The organism is Nonomuraea sp. NPDC050643, assembly GCF_040654715.1.
Taxonomy (GTDB): domain Bacteria; phylum Actinomycetota; class Actinomycetes; order Streptosporangiales; family Streptosporangiaceae; genus Nonomuraea.
Map to the genome: position 1 here is coordinate 1 of NZ_JBFAIM010000103.1, position 14,085 is coordinate 14,085.

A 14,085-nucleotide genomic window follows, 5' to 3' on the forward strand; every position below is an offset into this window, starting at 1 on the left:
GGCGTCGTGGTCGAGCGGGTCCGCAACCTCACCCCGGGTGAGGGCCTCAACGCGGCCACCGGCGAATACGTCAACATGTTCGAGGCGGGCATCCTTGACCCGGCCAAGGTGACGCGCTCGGCGCTGCGGAACGCCGCCTCCATCGCGGCGCTCTTCCTCACCACCGAGGCCGTCATCGCCGAGAAGCCCGAGAAGACCCCTGCGGCCCCGGCCGGCATGCCCGGCGGCGGCGACATGGACTTCTAGCCCGCCCGCTAAATGGGTGGCGGCCAGGCGGGGCTCGTGGTCACAGTGGGGCTGTGCCGGAGAACAACTTCGATGAACACACGGCCCGCACCTACGAGGCCAAATGGCCCGAGCTGTTCGACCCGGCGGTCGTCGACCCGGTCGTCGGCTTCCTCGCCGGCCTGGCCGGATCGGGCGCCGCCCTCGAACTCGGCATCGGCACCGGCCGCATCGCGCTGCCGCTCAGCCGGCGAGGCGTGCGCGTGCACGGGATCGAGCTGTCGGCGGCCATGGTGGCGCAGTTGCGGACCAGGCCCGGCGCGCAGAGCATCGGCGTGACCGTCGGCGACTTCGCCACCACCGGGCCGGGCGGCACGTTCCGGCTCGCCTACCTGGTGCGCAACACGATCACCAACCTGACCACGCAGGACGAGCAGGTGGAGTGCTTCCGCAACGTGGCGGCGCATCTCGAGCCCGGCGGCCGCTTCGTCATCGAGGTCTACGTCCCGCACCTGCGGCGGCTCCCGCCCGGCCAGACCATCCACCCGTTCACCGTGACCCCGGAGCACCTCGGCTTCGAGGAGTACGACGTCGCCTCGCAGATCGCCTACTCCCATCACTACTGGGTGGCGGACGGCCGGCTCGAGACGCGGTCGACGCCGCACCGGTACGTGTGGCCGGCCGAGCTGGACCTCATGGCGCGTCTCGCCGGAATGACGCTGCGCGAGCGGTGGGCCGGCTGGAAGCGTGAGCCGTTCACCGGCGACAGCACGGCCCACGTCTCGGTCTGGCAGAAGGCCGGGGCTTAGGAGCGCTCCGGTTCGAAGTGGAGGGCGGTGATGCCGCACTCGAACGGGCGGGCCGTGACGAGGCGCAGGCGGTGGTAGGCGTCGCCGGCGGGGAACACCGGCATGCCGGCGCCGATCGCGACGGGGTTGACGAACAGGTGCAGCTCGTCGAGCAGGCCCTGCGCGATCAGGCTCGCCACCAGGGTGCCGCCACCATACGCGATCAGGTCGCCGCCCGGCTGGGCCTTCAACCGGTTCACCGCCTGCGCCAGGTCGCCGCCGGCGATGGTGGCGTTGTCCCACGGCGACTCGGTGAGGGTGTCCGAGATGACGACCTTCGGGGTGTCGTTCATCCAGTCGATGGACTCCTTGTCCTCGCCCTCGGGTCCGGCCGCCCACGCCGGGATGAAGCCCTCGGCCAGCCTGCGGCCCAGGACGATGCAGTCGACCGGCTCGGTCAGCGCGTTGACGTAGGCGTTGAGGTCGTCGCTCCACGGGCCCTTCACCCAGTCCATCTCGCCGTTCGGGCCGGCCATGTAGCCGTCGGCCGTCGTCTGGACCTGCAGCTTGAACGTACGCATGAGAAGGGATCCTTCCAGGGGTCCGGCGTTGTCGTGGCTTCAGACTCGCGGAAGCGGCTTACGGAATGTTTACGACATTCCTAAGGCGATCAAGATGGGGCGGCGTCGGCGGGGGAGCCGGACGCCAGCGCGCGCACCTCGGCGGCGATCGACGGCCACAGGGCACGGGGCAGTTCGTGGCCCATGCCGGGATAGAGGACGAGCCGGGCGCCGGGGACGGCGCCCGCGATCTCCACGGCCGCCCGGGGGCGGATCATCGGGTCGTTCCTGCCGTGGACGACCAGGGTCGGGGCGGTGATCGCGGGCAGGCGCGGCAGGAGGTCGCCGGTCGCGCCGACGGCGGCCGACTGGCGGGCCGGGCCGCCCTCCGGATCCGGGCGCCGGTCGTAGGAGAGCGCGGCGGCCTCCCGCCACCACGCCTCGTCGGGCGGGTGACCGGGGGACGCCAGCACCCGCATCCCGTCGACGAACCGCCGCACGTAACCCTCCCGGCCGGGCGGGTAGCGCCGCAGGCCCTGCGCGAGCATCAGCCGCGTCACGGTCGCGAGGTTCACCCGGCCGCGCTTCCACCCGGCGTAGGTGGAGGCGAGCGAGAGCGTGCGCACCCGCGCCGGGTGACGCAGCGCCGTCATCAGCGCGATCGTCCCGCCCAGCGACGCGCCGAGCAGGTGGGCGTCCTCCCAGCCGAGCGCGCTCATGACCGCCACCGTGTCGTCGGCCATGTCCTCCAGCCGGTACGCGGCCACCTTCTCCGCCCTGAACCAGTCCTTGGCCAGCCCCGGCCGCCCCGCCTGCGGGAAGTGCGTCGTCAGCCCCGCGTCGCGGTTGTCGAACCTGGCCACCGCGAACCCGCCGGCGGCCAGCGCGTCGCACAGCCCGTCCGGCCACATCACCATTTGCAGGGCCGTCCCCATGATCAGCAGCAGCGGCTCCCCGTCCGGGTTCCCCAGCCGCTCGTAGGCGATCTCCACGTCGCCGTTCCGGGCGAACTCGATCGGCATCGCTCCCACCCCCTGTTTTAGCAATGCACTCGCATGGTAAACGGAGGAAGGCGTTGTTTCAATGCACTCGCATGGTAAAAACGCCTACGCGGCGGTCGCCTCGACGATGGAGACCACCGTGCCCGTCGGGACGATCCGCGACAGCCGCAGCCCGGCCGCGCCGAGCAGCGCCGCGAACTCGGCCTCGGTCCGCTCGCGGCCGGTGAACGCGGCCAGGAGCAGCAGGTCGAGCGCCTTGGCCTGATGGGGCTCGTCGCCCCGGGGGACGACCGCGTCGATGACCAGGACCCGGCCGCCGGGCGTCATGGCCCGCCGGCAGTTGCGCAGGAGACGTACGCAGTTCTCGTCGTCCCAGTCGTGCAGGATCCGCTTGATGACATACAGGTCTGCCGGGGGCACCTCGGCGAAGAAGTCGCCCGCGGCCACCCGCCAGCGCCCCTTGATCTCCTCGACGTCCAGCCGATGCCCGGACACCACGTGCTCCTCGTCCAGCAGCACGCCCTCCACCCCCGGGCTCCGGCGCAGCACCTCCAGCAGGAAGCCGCCGTGCCCGCCGCCCACGTCGACGACCACCCCGGACGCCGGGAAGTCGCAGGCCGCGGCGATGGGCTCGTTCTCCTGGTCGGAGAAGGCGGCCATGCCGCTGTGGAAGGCCGCGGCGGCCCGCTCGTCGTGGGCGAAGTACTCGAAGAACGGCATGCCGAACAGCTCCTCGAAGACCGGGCCGCCCTGCCGCAGGCAGCGCTCCACCTCCCCGGCGGACTGCCACAGCGAACGGTCGGTGAGCATGAGGACGGCCGGCCGCGCCGGGAAGGGCGCGTCCGAGCGCAGCGCCTGGCCGAGTGTCGTGAGGCGGACGCGTCCGTCGTCCAGCTCCTCGAAGACGCCGCGCGTCGCCAGCACCCGCAGCACCCGGCGCAGACTCCCCTCCTGGGTGCCCGTCCGCTCGGCCAGCTCCGCCACCGTGAGCGGCCCACCGGCCAGGTGGTCGGCCACGCCGACCGTGGCCACCGCGCGCAACGCGGCCGGGTAGACGAAGCCGAGCGCCTCGTCGATGAGATGGCGGGTCGCTTCCCGGTCGCTGAGATGGGTGTCGCTGATCTCACTCGGCATCGTCTTGCCCCTTTCCGAACGGACGGCGGTGCGGGGGTGCTGATGTGCCCGGGATCCGGGTGGTGGTATCGCTGAAACCGTACTCCACCGGGGCGACACTTGATGATCACCGGGCCTCACGAGCCCCGGTGATCCCGTCGAGGGGTGACGCCCGTCAGGCGGCCGGCTCGTCGTGCCAGTCGGGCGGCGTCACGGTGCCGGACAGCCAGTCGTCGCGCAGGATCGCGTAGGCGATCGCGTCGTGATGGGTGCCGTCGGGTGCGGGCCACGCCTGCCGGTAGTGCGCCTCCTTGACGTAGCCGCCGCTGTTGCGGAAGACCGCCCTCATGGCCCGGTTGTCCTGGCGGGTCTGCCCCTCGACGCGCCGGATGCCCGGCAGCTCGGTGAAGAGGTAGGAGGTCAGCCACGCGAGCGCCGCGCTCCCGATGCCCCGGCCCCGCCACTCCTTGCCGACCCGCAGGTCGAACATGGGCGTGTCGTCGGTCAGATCCACCAGCTTCACCAGCCCGGCGCGCCGCCCCTCGGCCAGGATCCAGAACGTCCGTGTCTCCTCGTCGTCGTAACGCCCCTCCGCCAGCCGGCGCCTGATCGCCTCCGGCTCCTGGACGCCGGCGTGGAAAGGCCACTCCTCGCCGGTCAGGAAGCCGACAAGCGCCTCGGCGTCGCCGGGCGACAATCTCACGAACTCGATACGCACCCGGAGATCGTCCACGGGGGCCGCGTACGTGGTCAAACGAATTTTCCGCGCGAGGAGGCGTCAGGGGCGGCGTGGAACGGGACGTCGTCGGCAGCGTGCGCGGTCTGCTCATTCGTACTGGTTCGCGAGCGTAACGCTCGCCCAAGTCCTGACTTATGCGGCTAGGGTTCGTAAGTCCGTCTCAGCCGTCACCGTCGTCCCAGGAGTCAGCCCGCCCATGCCGAACGCCGAACCGCTGCGCCCAGGCGACCCCGAGGTGATCGGTGCCTACCGGATCGCCGGGCGGCTCGGTGAGGGCGGCCAGGGCATCGTGTACCTCGGCCAGGCCCCGGACGGGCGGCCGGTGGCCGTCAAGGTGCTGCGGGAGTCCGTCGGCGGCGACGACCGCTTCGCCAAGGAGATCGCGGCGGCGCGGTGGGTGGAGCCGTTCTGCATCGCCCAGGTGCTCGACGCGTCCATGGGCGGGCGTCCGTACATCGTCAGCGAGTACGTCGAAGGGCCCTCCCTCCAGCGGACGGGCCGCCACCACGGCGCCGACCTGCAACGCCTGGCCGTCAGCACCGCCACCGCGCTGGCCGCCATCCACCAGGCGGGCATCGTGCACCGGGACTTCAAGCCCGCCAACGTGCTGCTCGGACGCGACGGGCCGCGCGTCATCGACTTCGGCATCGCCCGCGCCGCCGACTCGGCGGTCACCGTGACCAGCGGCATCGTGGGGACGCCCGCGTACATGGCTCCCGAGCAACTGGCCGGCGCGTACGTCGGCCCGGCGGCGGACGTCTTCGCCTGGGCATCGGTCATGGTGTACGCGGCGACGGGCACACCGCCGTTCGGCGAGGACTCGCTGCCCGCGGTCATCAACCGCATCCTCAACCAGGAGCCGTTCCTGGGCGACCTGCCGGAGCCGCTGCGCTCGGTCGTGTACGCCTGCCTGGCCAAGGACCCGGCCGCCCGCCCAGGGATGCAGGACGTCCTGCTCCGCCTGATCGGCGGCCGGCCGGCCACCCCCGGCCCCCAGCCCATGGCGAACCCCCACACCCCGCCCGGCGCCGCGATGCCCGGCCCTCAGTTCGGCCCTCAGCCTGCCCCTCAGTTCGGCCCTCAGCTCGGGCATCAGCCCGGTGGCACTCTGCCGTCGCGTCGCGGGACGCTGCGGTTCCCGCTGATCGCCGGCGTCACCGGAGCGGCCGCCGTGTCCCTGGCCGCCGGCATCGTCATCTGGAACGCCTCCCTGGCCGAATCCCCCGCCGCCTCCAACCTGGCCGCCGACGTCGGCACCCCGTCCCCCTCCGCCGCCACCACCTCGGCCAAGCGCAAGAAGACCACCAAGCCCACCACTGGGCCCACCACCAGGACGCGCACCCCCGAAGCCACCCCGAAGACCACCCGCCCCCGCCCGACCCCGAAACGCACGACCGCCACCCCCACCCCCACCCGCACCCCGGCGAGGCAGCCGACCCCCACCCCGGCCAAGACCAAGGCGAAGACCAAGACCGCCTCGTTCAGCCTCGCCTACGTGCGCGTCGCCGGGAAATCCCGGATCAACCAGGAGGGCGTCACCTGCTACTCGGGCTCGATAGCGTTCGGCGTCGGCCTGGGGGCGAGCGAGATGGGAGCCCCGTTCTCCTACCAGTGGCTCGTCGACGGCCAGGTGATCGAGAGCGGTTCCCGGCGGATCCCGTCCTACGGCCGCGACGACTACTTCGGCTCGAAGAGAGAGGTCACCCCCGACCTCGGCACCTCCCACACGGTCACCTTCCAGCTCACCTCCCCGGTACGCAAGGCGAAGTCGACGAGCTGGACCATGTGCTGACCGCCCCTGAGGGCCGAGCCCGGTATGGACGCGGCGCCACCGATGCGGTCATCCTGTGACGTGCTGTTGCGCCAGTTGGAATATCTCGTCGCCTTGGCCCGCGAGCGGCATTTCGCCCGCGCCGCCGCGGCCTGCCACGTCTCCCAGCCGTCGTTGTCGGCGGCCATCCGCAAGCTGGAACGCGAGCTCGACGTGCCCCTCGTCAGGCGCGGGCAGCGGTTCGCCGGGCTGACCCCGGAAGGTGAGCGGGTGCTGCTGTGGGCCCACCGGATCCTCGCCGACGCCGACGCCCTGCGCCAGGACCTGTCGCGGATGCGGGAAGGGCTGTCGGGCACCCTGCGCATGGGGGCGATCCCCACGGCGCTGACGGCCGCCTCGCTGCTGACGACGCCGTTCTGCGAGCGGTATCCGCACGTCCGCGTACAGCTCATCTCACTGTCCTCACGGGAGATCGGCAGACGGCTGGGGGAGTTCGAGATCGACATGGCGATGACGTACATCGACGAGCGGGCCGAGCTGGGTGACGCCGTGCACGCCAGCCCGCTGTACGAGGAGCGCTACCTGCTGCTCACCCCGTCCGACGGCGAGCTGGCCGAGCGGCGGGTGGTGCGCTGGGCGGAGGTCGCCGCGCTGCCGCTGTGCCTGCTGACCCCCGAGATGCGCAACCGCCGCATCCTGGACGCCAACTTCCGGGACGCCGGGGTGGTGGCCGTGCCCGCGATCGAGACCGACACCGTCTCCGCCCTGTTCGCGCACGTGGCGACGCACCGATGGTCGAGCGTGATCGCGCACGCGTGGCTGCACATGTTCGGCGTCCCGGAGGGCATGCGCGTCGTCCGCCTGGAGCGGCCGGCCAGGGAGCCGCGCGTGGGCCTGGTGCTGGCCGGTACGCAACCCGAACCGGTCATCGCGCGGGCCCTGCTGGACGTCGCCCGCGAACTCGATCTGCGCGAGGTCTTCGACCGGCTCACCCGCGACCACCTGACATAGCCGCCACCTATCGCCCCATAGCCACAAACGCTTTGACCTGCGGATCTTCACCGGCGGACAGTGGAATCAACCCACCGACGAGGAGCCGGAACCATGGCGAAAGTCCTGTGCGTCCTGTACGACGACCCGATCGGCGGGCAGCCCGCCTCCTACGCCCGAGACGGCCTGCCCGCTCTCGCCGGCTATCCCGGCGGCCAGACCCTGCCCAGCCCCAAGGGCATCGACTTCACCCCCGGTCACCTGCTCGGCAGCGTCTCCGGCGAGCTGGGGCTGCGCCGCTTCCTGGAGGAGCGCGGCCACACCCTGGTGGTCACCTCCGACAAGGACGGTGACGGCTCGGTCTTCGACCGGGAGCTGGCCGACGCCGAGGTGGTGATCTCGCAGCCGTTCTGGCCGGCGTACCTGACCGCCGAGCGCATCGCCAAGGCGCCCAGGCTGAAGCTGGCGATCACCGCCGGCATCGGCTCCGACCACGTGGACCTGGACGCGGCCATCGCCCACGGGGTCACGGTCGCCGAGGTCACCTACTGCAACAGCATCAGCGTCGCCGAGCACGTGGTGATGATGATCCTGTCGCTCGTCCGCGACTACCTGCCCGCCCACCAGACCGTGCTCGACGGCGGCTGGAACATCGCCGACCGCGTCGCCCGCTCCTACGACCTGGAGGGCATGCACGTCGGCACCGTGGCCGCCGGCCGCATCGGGACGGCGGTGCTGCGCCGGCTCAAGCCGTTCGACGTGCACCTGCACTACACCGACAAGCACCGCCTGCCCGCCGAGGTCGAGGAGGAGCTCGGGCTCACCTTCCACGCCACCGCCGCCGACATGGTGCCGGTCTGCGACGTGGTCACCGTCAACGCGCCGCTGCACCCGGAGACCGAGGGGCTGTTCGGCGACGAGCTGCTCGCCACGATGAAGCGGGGCGCATACCTGATCAACACCGCCCGCGCCCGCATCGCCGACCGCGACGCGATCGTCCGCGCGCTGGAGAGCGGGCAGCTCGCCGGGTACGCGGGCGACGTCTGGTACCCCCAGCCGGCCCCCGCCGACCATCCCTGGCGGACCATGCCGCACCACGGCATGACCCCCCACATCTCCGGCTCGTCCCTGTCGGCGCAGGCCCGCTACGCCGCCGGCACCCGCGAGATCCTGGAGTCGTGGCTGGAGGGCACGCCGATCCGCGAGGAGTACCTGATCGTCCAGGGCGGCGCGCTGGCGGGCGCCGGCGCCCACTCCTACACCACGCGCTAGCCCTGTCCGCGCAGGTGCCCCGGCCCGCGGCTAGGCCGGGTAGGCGTGGGTCTCGGTGGCCTTGACCGACGCCCACACCTCCAGGCCGGGCGCCAGGTCCAGCTCGGCGACCGCGGCCGGGGTGATGTCGGCGAAGGCCGCGATCGGGCCGTCCAGGTGCACGCGGACGTTGTCGCCGTGGCGTTCGATGCCCTCGATGCGCGCCTGCCAGAGGTTGCGCGGGCTGCCGTCGGGGCGGCTGCGGTAGAGCGCGAGGGCGGCGGGCGGGAACGCCACGAAGGCCGGCCCGCTCAGGTGCTCCGACGCGCTGAACAGCAGCTCGCCGACCTTGACCCGGGCCCCGTCGGCCAGGCCCCGATACAGGTTGAGCCCGACGAGCCGGGCCACGTAGTCGGTGCGCGGCCGGCGGGTCACCTCGGTCGGCACACCCTGCTGGACGACCGCCCCGTGCTCGATGACGATCAGCCGGTCGGCCAGCACCATCGCGTCCAGCGGATCGTGGGTGACCAGCACGGTCGCGCCGTCGAAGTCGGCCAGGTGGCGGCGCAGGTGGGAGCGGATCTCCAGCCGGGTGTGGGCGTCGAGGGCCGCGAGCGGCTCGTCCAGCAGCAGCAGACGGGGCCGTACGGCGAGGGCGCGGGCGAGCGCGACCCGCTGGGCCTGCCCGCCCGAGAGCTGCCGGGGCCTGGCGGCGGCGCGATCGGCCAGGCCGACCCGCTCCAGCAGGGCGGCGGCGACCCGGCGGGCCTCCGCCTTCGGCACGCCCTGGCAGCGCGGGCCGAAGGCGACGTTGTCGAGCGCGCTCAGGTGCGGGAAGAGCAGGTAGTCCTGGAAGACCATGCCGATCGGGCGCTCCTCGGCGGCCAGGGCGTGGATCGGCAGGCCGTCGAGCACGATCTCCCCGCCGCTCATCGCGGTGAGCCCGGCGAGCGCGCGCAGGGCGGTGGTCTTGCCCGCCCCGTTGGGACCGAGCAGCGCGACCACCTCGCCGGGCGCGACCTCCAGGGCGACGTCGAGGGTGAAGGCGGGCCGGGCGACGGTCAGGCGGGCGTTCAGGGTCATGGCGCGCTCACCCACCGGTCGCGCAGGCTGGCCAGGATGACCACCGACACGGCGAGCAGCACCAGGCTGAGGACGATCGCCGCCTCCGGCTCGGTCTCCAGCGCCAGGTAGACGGCCAGCGGCATCGTACGGGTGGTGCCGGGGAAGTTGCCCGCGAACGTGATCGTCGCGCCGAACTCGCCCAGCGCCCGCGCCCAGCACAGCACCGCCCCGGCCACCACCCCCGGCATGATCAACGGCAGCGTGACCCGGCGGAACACCGTCCACCGCGAGGCGCCCAGCGTGGCGGCGGCCTCCTCGAAGCGCTGGTCCGCGCCGCGCAGCGCGCCCTCCACGCTGATCACCAGGAACGGCATCGCCACGAACGCCTCCGCGACGATCACGCCCGCCGTGGTGAACGGCAGCGTGATGCCGAACGTGGCCTCCAGCCACTGCCCGACCAGCCCGCGCCGCCCCAGCACCAGCAGCAGCGCGACACCGCCGACCACGGGCGGCAGCACCAGCGGCACCGTCACCAGCGCCCGCACCACCCGCCGCCCGGGAAACTCCACCCGGGCCAGCAGCCAGGCCAGCGGCACGCCGAGCAGCAGGCAGCAGGCGGTGGCGACGGTGGCGGTCACCAGCGACAGGCGCAGCGCCTCCAGGACGTGCGGCTCGGCCAGCCGTTGCACCAGCGTGGACCACGGGGCGCGGATCAGCAGCCCGGCCAGTGGCAGCACCAGGAACACCAGCCCGGCCACCGCCGGCAGCACCAGCATCCACGGCAACCGGCCGGAGCGCCGGCGCCGCGCCGCGTCCCCGCCCCGCGCCGACCGGCGGCTGGACACCACGGGACTCCTCACGTGTGGTCGTGGCCGGCGACCTCGACGACGACGTTGGTGGACTTGACCACGGCGGTCGCCACCACGCCGACCTCCAGGCCGAGCTCGTCGGCGGCCTGCCGGCTCATCAGCGACACCACCCGGAACGGCCCGGCGGCGATCTCCACCTGCGCCATCACCGCATCGCGGATCACCTCGGTCACGATCCCGCGGAAGCGGTTGCGCGCCGAGGACCGGCCGCCCTCGACGACCTCGACCTGCGAACGGGCGAAGGCGGCCAGATCGGCGCCGCCGACCCGCCGGTGACCGTGCTCGTCCCGCTCGGCCGACAGCCGGCCACCGTCCACCCAGCGGCGGATGGTGTCGGAGCTGACCCCGAGCAACGCGGCGGCCTCACTGATCCGAAACGTCATCACAAGCCCTCACCTTATCCTTCGCATATCTGACCCAAAAAACCTCCCTTCGGCGCAGCAGCGAGATCTTTTTCGGCTCTGACGTCGTATTCGCGGCGAATTCATGATGACTCCCCCGTAGAGATCACAGGGGTGGGCGGATCCCGTCTGAACGTTGCGCGGCGCGCGGGCCGTCGCATAGAGTCCGGAAACGTTCAGCAAACGTTTTCAGAACGTCGGGTGCGGCGATGGCGAGGCGGGGCAGGCGGGGCGCGACCCTCCAGGAGATCGCGCAGGAGACGGGCGTGTCCGTGGCGACCGTGTCCCGGGTGGCGCGCGGTGTCGGGCAGGTCTCCGACGACACCCGCCGCCGGGTGCTGGCCGCCATCGAACGCCACGACTTCCGGCCGAGCCCGCTGGGCCGCGGGCTGGCCAAGCGCTCGCACGGCGCGCTCGCCATCGTGTTCCCCGGGCTGTCGGGGCCGTACTACTCCGAGGTGATGGGCGGGTTCGAGGAGGAGGCCATGCGCGCCGAGCTCGCCGTCGTCATCCTCGGCACCCACCTGCTGCGCGAGTCCGGCCAGCTCGTCAGGGATACCGCGGCGCGTGTGGACGGGCTCGCGGTCATGGGCGGGGTGCTGTCCGACGACGTCGTGGACCGGCTGCGGGACCGGGGCGATCCGGTGGTGCTGCTGGCCAGCGGGCCGCGGGCGGGCATTCCGACCGTGCGGACCGAGAACGTCTCGGCGTTCGACCGGCTGACCAGGCACCTGCTCGTCGATCACGGCTATGACCGGCTGGTGTTCGTCGGTGATCCGGACAGCTCGCCGGACGCCGCGTACCGGTGGACGGGTTTCGGGCAGGCGCATCGGTACGCCGGGGCGGGGACGCCGGCCAGCCCGGTCCGGGTGGGGCTCACCCAGTCCGACGGGTTCATCGCGATGGACCGGCTGCTGGACGCCGGGCCGCCGCCGAGGGCGCTGATGTGCGCCAACGACGAGACCGCCATCGGCGCCGTGCTCGCGCTCCTCGATCGGGGCTACCGGGTGCCGCAGGACGTGGCGGTCACCGGGTTCGACGACATCCCGATGGCGGGTCTGCCGGTCTCGGGGCTGACCACCGTACGGCAGCCGATGCGCGAGCTCGGCGCCGTGACCGCGCAGGTGCTCCTGCGCGAGATCGACGGCAGCGGACCGGCCGCGGTCGACCACGTGCTGGAGACGCACCTGGTGATCCGGGGTAGCTGCGGATGCGGGACGACCTGATCTTCTGACACCCCTGGGCCCGGTGAGCACGGGCTTGACACAAACCCTTGACAGGCCCGGTGGGTGTGATCACTGTGTAAATCGCACTGTAAACGCTTGCAGCAAACCAATGTCCGCCGGGCCCCTGTTCGGTGAGAGTGGCCCGGCTCAAGGGAGGCACAGTGAAACGGTTACCGTTCGTGCCAGGTCGCTGGACCAGAGGCGCGCTCACGCTGATGTTGCTCGTGGCCCCGGCGTTCGTCGGCCTGACCGCGGCGAGCGGCTCCGCCCACGCGGCGGCGAACCCGAAGGCGGGCGATCCCTGCACCTCGGCCGACCTCGGCAGGCGCTACCCGTTCATCAAGAGCGCGACCATGACGCCGACGATCACGCACTTCAAGACCTTCTTCGTCACCGCCGGCACCACCGGCCAGCAGATCATCACGCTGGAGAACACGACCGTGATCACGGTCGAGGTCGGCACCACGACGGAGATCCGGGCCCACTTCGGCATCACGGCGCTGACCTTCGTCGAGGGGTTCGTGAACCGGACCGTCAAGAAGATCACCGCCTCCACGGACAAGGAGGTCCAGCAGATCACCTGGAACTTCCTCGCCCCCGGCTACTACGGCCTGTTCAAGGGCACCCGCAAGGTGACCGGCGAGTACGGCAGCCTCAACTGCACGAGCGTGGACAAGGGGGCCGGCCAGTACGCCACCGAGTGGATCGAGCGCCCAGGCGGCTCCTACACGACCTACTCGATCATGGAGGAGGGCGCCATCCGATGCGAGGACGTCGTCCCCCCGACCAGCCTGATGCGGCTGGCGCAGATCCAGCTCGGCTGTGACGGCGTCGCCGCCAAGGAGCGGGCCGAGAGGCAGGCCCGGGAGACGCGGGAGCAGGCGGCACAGGATCGGGCGGCGCAGGATCAGGCGGCGCAGGATCAGGCGGCGGCGTCCGAGGCGACCGAGACCGGGCGGGTCGTGGCGCCGTTCGCCGTGCCGCCGGGCTTCGCGTGCGAGGCCGGCTACTACCGGGTCGGCACCTCGGACCGGCTGCTGAACTGGTGGAACCAGGACGGCACCGACGAGATCCGCCTGCGCGGCTGGTCGACCTCGTCCCGCGCGCAGTGGAGCCTGTGCCAGGGGCCGGTGACCAACGGCAGGGCCGAGCACGTCCTCATCACCCGCTACAGCGGCAAGTGCCTGACCCTGGTCGCGGGGGAGATGACCGTCGAGGGCGGCAGGTTCTTCGAGGAGGACTGCCGGACCGTGGACGACCGCCAGCGCTTCTACCTCTACCGTGACGTGCCCGGCTCGGCGCTGGTCGGCGTCCAGGTCAAGAGCGGCGGCTTCATGCTCGGCCAGGCGCGGGTGGCCGACAACGAGGTCCTGCGCCAGTACAGCATGGGCATGGAGGACGGCACGGGGACGTACCTGCTGGAGAAGATCGCGTGAGCTGAGGGGTGCGGGCGGCCGGTCGCGGCCGTCTGTACCTACTAGTATGTATGCTTGCGGTCATGGACACGAGGCGGCGACTCATCGAGAGCACCCGCGAGCTGCTGTGGGAGCGGGGCTACGTGGGCACGAGCCCGAAGGCCATCCAGGAGCGATCCGGGGCGGGCCAGGGCAGCATGTACCACCACTTCCGCGGCAAGCCCGACCTGGCCCTGGCCGCCATCCGCGCCAGCGCGGACGAGATGAGGGCCAGGGCCGAGGCCGCCTTCGACGAGCCCGGCCCCGTGGTCGGCCGGGTCGCCGCCTACCTGCGGCGCGAACGCGACGCGCTCAAGGGCTGCCCGGTCGGCCGCCTCACCCAGGACCCCGACGTGATGGCGGACCCGAAGCTCCGCGCGCCGGTCGAGGAGACCTTCGCCCGGCTCACCGGCCGGCTCGCCGGGCTCCTGGCCGAGGGCCAGGCGGACGGCGAGCTCGGCACCGGGCTCGACCCGTCGGCCACGGCCACGGCGCTGGTCGCGGTGCTGCAGGGCGGCTACGTGCTGGCCCGCGCCGCCGCCTCCGCCGAGGTGTACGCCCACGCCGTGGACGGCGCCCTGGCCCTGCTCGCCGCCGCCGCCCCTCGCGAGGAGGGCCGCTGACATGCCCTT

At 72.2% G+C, this 14,085-nt stretch carries 15 protein-coding genes; 8 read left to right on the forward strand and 7 right to left on the reverse strand.

All coding sequences use genetic code 11. The features are described from left to right. The coding region (locus tag AB0I15_RS62550) for a TCP-1/cpn60 chaperonin family protein (RefSeq protein ID WP_358119061.1) at positions 1–246 on the forward strand (246 nt) is incomplete at its 5' end. Positions 247–299: 53 nt separating this feature from the next. After that, complete coding sequence (locus tag AB0I15_RS62555) at positions 300–1,034, forward strand: class I SAM-dependent methyltransferase (protein WP_358119063.1); 735 nt, start codon at positions 300–302, stop codon at positions 1,032–1,034. On the opposite strand, the gene AB0I15_RS62560 is transcribed toward AB0I15_RS62555, so the two are convergent. From AB0I15_RS62560 to AB0I15_RS62575, 4 genes are all read right to left on the reverse strand, one after another. Then, complete coding sequence (locus AB0I15_RS62560; RefSeq protein ID WP_358119065.1) at positions 1,031–1,594, reverse strand: dihydrofolate reductase family protein; 564 nt, start codon at positions 1,592–1,594, stop codon at positions 1,031–1,033. The genes AB0I15_RS62555 and AB0I15_RS62560 overlap by 4 nt on opposite strands. Positions 1,595–1,683: 89 nt before the next feature. Further along, a complete protein-coding gene (locus tag AB0I15_RS62565) occupies positions 1,684–2,595 on the reverse strand; it encodes an alpha/beta fold hydrolase (protein ID WP_358119067.1) in 912 nt (303 codons plus the stop codon). Positions 2,596–2,679: 84 nt separating this feature from the next. Continuing rightward, entirely contained in the window at positions 2,680–3,708 is a 1,029-nt protein-coding gene (locus tag AB0I15_RS62570; protein WP_358119068.1) for a methyltransferase, read from the reverse strand. Between the two features lie 154 nt (positions 3,709–3,862). Further along, entirely contained in the window at positions 3,863–4,405 is a 543-nt protein-coding gene (locus AB0I15_RS62575; protein ID WP_358119069.1) for a GNAT family N-acetyltransferase, read from the reverse strand. Between the two features lie 217 nt (positions 4,406–4,622). Here AB0I15_RS62575 and AB0I15_RS62580 point away from each other — a divergent pair, with 217 nt between their 5' ends. From AB0I15_RS62580 to AB0I15_RS62590, 3 genes are all read left to right on the forward strand, one after another. Then, on the forward strand, positions 4,623–6,218 hold the full coding sequence (locus tag AB0I15_RS62580; RefSeq protein ID WP_358119070.1) for a serine/threonine-protein kinase: 1,596 nt from the start codon (positions 4,623–4,625) through the stop codon (positions 6,216–6,218). 42 nt (positions 6,219–6,260) lie between these two features. After that, positions 6,261–7,208 (forward strand): LysR family transcriptional regulator, encoded by a 948-nt coding sequence (locus AB0I15_RS62585; protein ID WP_358119072.1) that lies wholly within the window; start codon positions 6,261–6,263, stop codon positions 7,206–7,208. A gap of 93 nt (positions 7,209–7,301) precedes the next feature. Then, positions 7,302–8,459: an NAD-dependent formate dehydrogenase gene (locus tag AB0I15_RS62590; RefSeq protein WP_358119074.1), complete on the forward strand. Its 1,158-nt coding sequence runs from the start codon at positions 7,302–7,304 to the stop codon at positions 8,457–8,459. A 30-nt stretch (positions 8,460–8,489) separates the two neighbouring features. On the opposite strand, the gene AB0I15_RS62595 is transcribed toward AB0I15_RS62590, so the two are convergent. The 3 genes from AB0I15_RS62595 to AB0I15_RS62605 all read right to left on the reverse strand — a co-directional run bounded on the left by AB0I15_RS62595 (position 8,490) and on the right by AB0I15_RS62605 (position 10,758). Beyond that, the gene (locus AB0I15_RS62595; RefSeq protein ID WP_358119076.1) at positions 8,490–9,521 is read right to left on the reverse strand and encodes an ABC transporter ATP-binding protein; all 1,032 of its coding nucleotides are present in this window, start codon (positions 9,519–9,521) and stop codon (positions 8,490–8,492) included. After that, on the reverse strand, positions 9,518–10,279 hold the full coding sequence (locus AB0I15_RS62600) for an ABC transporter permease (RefSeq protein ID WP_358119109.1): 762 nt from the start codon (positions 10,277–10,279) through the stop codon (positions 9,518–9,520). Before AB0I15_RS62600 ends, AB0I15_RS62595 begins: the two co-directional genes overlap by 4 nt. A gap of 80 nt (positions 10,280–10,359) precedes the next feature. After that, positions 10,360–10,758, reverse strand: coding sequence for a helix-turn-helix transcriptional regulator (locus tag AB0I15_RS62605; RefSeq protein ID WP_358119078.1), 399 nt, complete (start codon positions 10,756–10,758; stop codon positions 10,360–10,362). A 224-nt stretch (positions 10,759–10,982) separates the two neighbouring features. On the opposite strand from AB0I15_RS62605, the gene AB0I15_RS62610 reads away from it, so the two are divergent. The 3 genes from AB0I15_RS62610 (at position 10,983) to AB0I15_RS62620 (ending at position 14,076) form a co-directional block, all read left to right on the forward strand. Then, positions 10,983–11,999, forward strand: a complete 1,017-nt coding sequence (locus AB0I15_RS62610) for a LacI family DNA-binding transcriptional regulator (RefSeq protein ID WP_358119079.1) — start codon at positions 10,983–10,985, stop codon at positions 11,997–11,999. Between the two features lie 161 nt (positions 12,000–12,160). Next, complete coding sequence (locus AB0I15_RS62615; RefSeq protein WP_358119081.1) at positions 12,161–13,435, forward strand: hypothetical protein; 1,275 nt, start codon at positions 12,161–12,163, stop codon at positions 13,433–13,435. Between the two features lie 62 nt (positions 13,436–13,497). Continuing rightward, positions 13,498–14,076, forward strand: coding sequence for a TetR/AcrR family transcriptional regulator (locus AB0I15_RS62620; RefSeq protein ID WP_358119082.1), 579 nt, complete (start codon positions 13,498–13,500; stop codon positions 14,074–14,076). Positions 14,077–14,085 lie beyond the last annotated feature (9 nt).

Bases quoted from the DNA above. Each gene is read 5' to 3' on its own strand.
- AB0I15_RS62560 (WP_358119065.1), bottom strand. From the start codon at position 1,594: ATGCGTACGTTCAAGCTGCAGGTCCAGACGACGGCCGACGGCTACATG.
- AB0I15_RS62565 (WP_358119067.1), bottom strand. From the start codon at position 2,595: ATGCCGATCGAGTTCGCCCGGAACGGCGACGTGGAGATCGCCTACGAG.
- AB0I15_RS62570 (WP_358119068.1), bottom strand. From the start codon at position 3,708: ATGCCGAGTGAGATCAGCGACACCCATCTCAGCGACCGGGAAGCGACC.
- AB0I15_RS62580 (WP_358119070.1), top strand. From the start codon at position 4,623: ATGCCGAACGCCGAACCGCTGCGCCCAGGCGACCCCGAGGTGATCGGT.
- AB0I15_RS62585 (WP_358119072.1), top strand. From the start codon at position 6,261: ATGCGGTCATCCTGTGACGTGCTGTTGCGCCAGTTGGAATATCTCGTC.
- AB0I15_RS62590 (WP_358119074.1), top strand. From the start codon at position 7,302: ATGGCGAAAGTCCTGTGCGTCCTGTACGACGACCCGATCGGCGGGCAG.
- AB0I15_RS62595 (WP_358119076.1), bottom strand. From the start codon at position 9,521: ATGACCCTGAACGCCCGCCTGACCGTCGCCCGGCCCGCCTTCACCCTC.
- AB0I15_RS62600 (WP_358119109.1), bottom strand. From the start codon at position 10,279: ATGCTGGTGCTGCCGGCGGTGGCCGGGCTGGTGTTCCTGGTGCTGCCA.
- AB0I15_RS62610 (WP_358119079.1), top strand. From the start codon at position 10,983: ATGGCGAGGCGGGGCAGGCGGGGCGCGACCCTCCAGGAGATCGCGCAG.
- AB0I15_RS62620 (WP_358119082.1), top strand. From the start codon at position 13,498: ATGGACACGAGGCGGCGACTCATCGAGAGCACCCGCGAGCTGCTGTGG.